Below are 2,283 nucleotides of genomic sequence, written 5' to 3'. Positions count from 1 at the left end.
CGCGTAACTGGGTGATGATGCCGGTGAGGCCCTGGGCGAGGGTGTCGTGGATCTCCCTGGCCATCCGCCGCCGCTCGTCGTGCACGCCCGCCTCCCTGGCCCGCGCCACCAGCCGCTCGTGCAGGGCGGCGTTCTCCGCCAGCGTCTCCTCCAGCCTGCGGTTCGCCTCGCGTGCCTCTTCGAGCGCGCGCAGGCGCTCCTCGTTGCGCTGGTCGTCGCGCCGGGCGTGCCAAGCGAACGCGCACATGGGGATCGCGTTCGCGGCCACCACGGCGGCGTACAGGATCAGGCCCATGCCGGTGCTCGTGTCCACCGCGTACGACTGCGCCGTGCCCGCCACCACCGCCACCGACGCGACGCCGGCCTGCCGCCACGGCCAGGGCAGCACCTCGAACGCGAAGATGTAGCCCGCGGGTGTGAAGAACCCGAACCACGGCGCCCTGACCACCAGCACCAGCATGATCACGACCAGCCCGGCGAAGAACACCGCCATCACCGGCGGACGCTGCCGCCAGCCCGGCCGCAGCGTGAAGCCCCCCAGCATCCACACCGCCGTCAGCGCGCACAGGGCCAGGTCGGCGGCCGGGGACGTGCCGTGCGCCCCCCTGATCGGCACCGTGACGACGGCCAGGACCGCCAGCAGGGTGTACGGCACGACGCCCGTCACCACCGGCCGCTCGCGAGGGACCGCACCGTCCATGCGCTCCTCCATCACTCGTGTCCCTGCCCACAACCTAACCTCGGCCCCTGGCCGCTCTAAGGGCCCGCTGTCAGGGCAGTTCGATGCCCAGGGCGTGCCCGAAGACGCCGCGCGGATCCCATCGGGCCTTGATCCGCTGGAGGCGTGGGTAGTTGTCCTTGTAGTAGAGGATGCGCCCGGGAACGCCGGAGGTGTTCCACTCCGGGTCGATCAGGTCGACGTCGGGATAGTTGATGTACGAGCCGTCGTCCACCTCGCCGGGCACCGGCACGCCACCGGTGCGGGCGTACACGTCGCGGTAGAAGCCGCGCACCCAGGCCAGGCTGCTCGCGTCGTCGGCCGCGTCGGCCCACGTCGTGTAGTAGACCGCCTTCATGACCACGTCGCGCTGGGCGACCGCGGTGGCCTCCGGCGCGACCGCGCGCACCTGGCCGCCGTACCCGATGAGCAGCAGCCCGGAGCGCTCGTTCCCGGTGGATCCGGTCAGGTTGCGGTGGATCGCGGTGAGTTGCGGGTCGGTGAACGACTTGCGGAGGTACGCGGCCTTGTTCTTGTACCGGCGGGCGGTCGCGTCGCCGGCCTCGCCCGTACCCGGCCAGGTCATCTTGTGCAGCCACGGCATCGTCCCCTGGGTGTCGACGATGGGTTCGAGGCCAGTGCCCTCGCTCACCGCGGAGACGAACTCGTTCACCAGGCCGTCCGCGCCGGGCAGGCCCGCGTCGATCTGCACGGCCAGCGAGAGGTATCCGGCGGCGCGGTGCGGCAGCAGCAGGATCGCGTAGACGCCGGCGGACGGTGCGCCCGGCGCGCTGTTGTGCTCGTGCCAGGTGCCGAAGTTGCGCACCAGCCGGGTGAAGGCCGCCTCGGTCATGCCCTCCCACGGCCAGGCGACCACGCGTTCCAGCATCTCCGCCGGCGAGGCGGGGAGCAGCCCGGCCGGGTCGGAGCCGGTGGCGCCGGGCGAGCGCAGCCAGTACTTGGTGACCACGCCGAAGTTGCCGCCGCCACCGCCGGTGTGCGCCCACCACAGGTCGCGGTTCGGGTCGCCGGGTTCGCGGGTGGCGACCACCGCGCGGGCGCCGCCGTCCGCGCCGGCCACGACGACCTCGACGCCGTACAGGTGGTCCACCACCGAGCCGTACCGGCGGGACAGCGCCCCGTACCCGCCTCCGGCGACGTGACCGCCGGCGCCCACCGCCGGGCAGCTGCCGCCGGGGATCGTAACGCCCCAGCCCTTGAACAGCGTCCGGTAGACCTGCCCGAGCGTGGCTCCGGGCTCCACCAGGAACGCCTTCTTGCGCGGGTCGTAGGCGACCGCGTCCATCGGGGAGAGGTCGATCAGCGTGCGCACCGCCGGGTCGGCGGTGAAGTTCTCGAAGCAGTGGCCGCCGCTGCGCACCGCGATCCGCCGTCCGGCCCGGACCGCCTCCGTCACCGCGCGCACCACCTGATCGGTCGAGCCGACCACGCGGATCTCGTCCGGCCGGCCCACGAAGCGGAAGTTGTTGCCCCGCAGCAGTCCGTCGTACCGGGGGTCGCCAGGCCGGATCCGCACCGGCCCGAACTCCTCCGCGTCGGCCGGC

At 72.9% G+C, this 2,283-nt stretch carries 2 protein-coding genes; both read right to left on the bottom strand.

What is annotated here, in order from left to right; all coding sequences use genetic code 11:
- On the bottom strand, window positions 1–700 hold a 700-nt coding region (locus ABFX54_RS56365), incomplete at its 3' end, for a histidine kinase (RefSeq protein WP_346115567.1).
- 70 nt (window positions 701–770) lie between these two features.
- Window positions 771–2,283, bottom strand: a 1,513-nt coding sequence (locus ABFX54_RS56360; protein ID WP_346115566.1) for an FAD-binding oxidoreductase, incomplete at its 5' end; no start/stop codon positions are given.

This window comes from Nonomuraea maheshkhaliensis (genome assembly GCF_039529435.1).
GTDB classification, from domain to species: domain Bacteria; phylum Actinomycetota; class Actinomycetes; order Streptosporangiales; family Streptosporangiaceae; genus Nonomuraea; species Nonomuraea maheshkhaliensis.
This window is presented reverse-complemented; position numbering and strand designations above follow the sequence as displayed.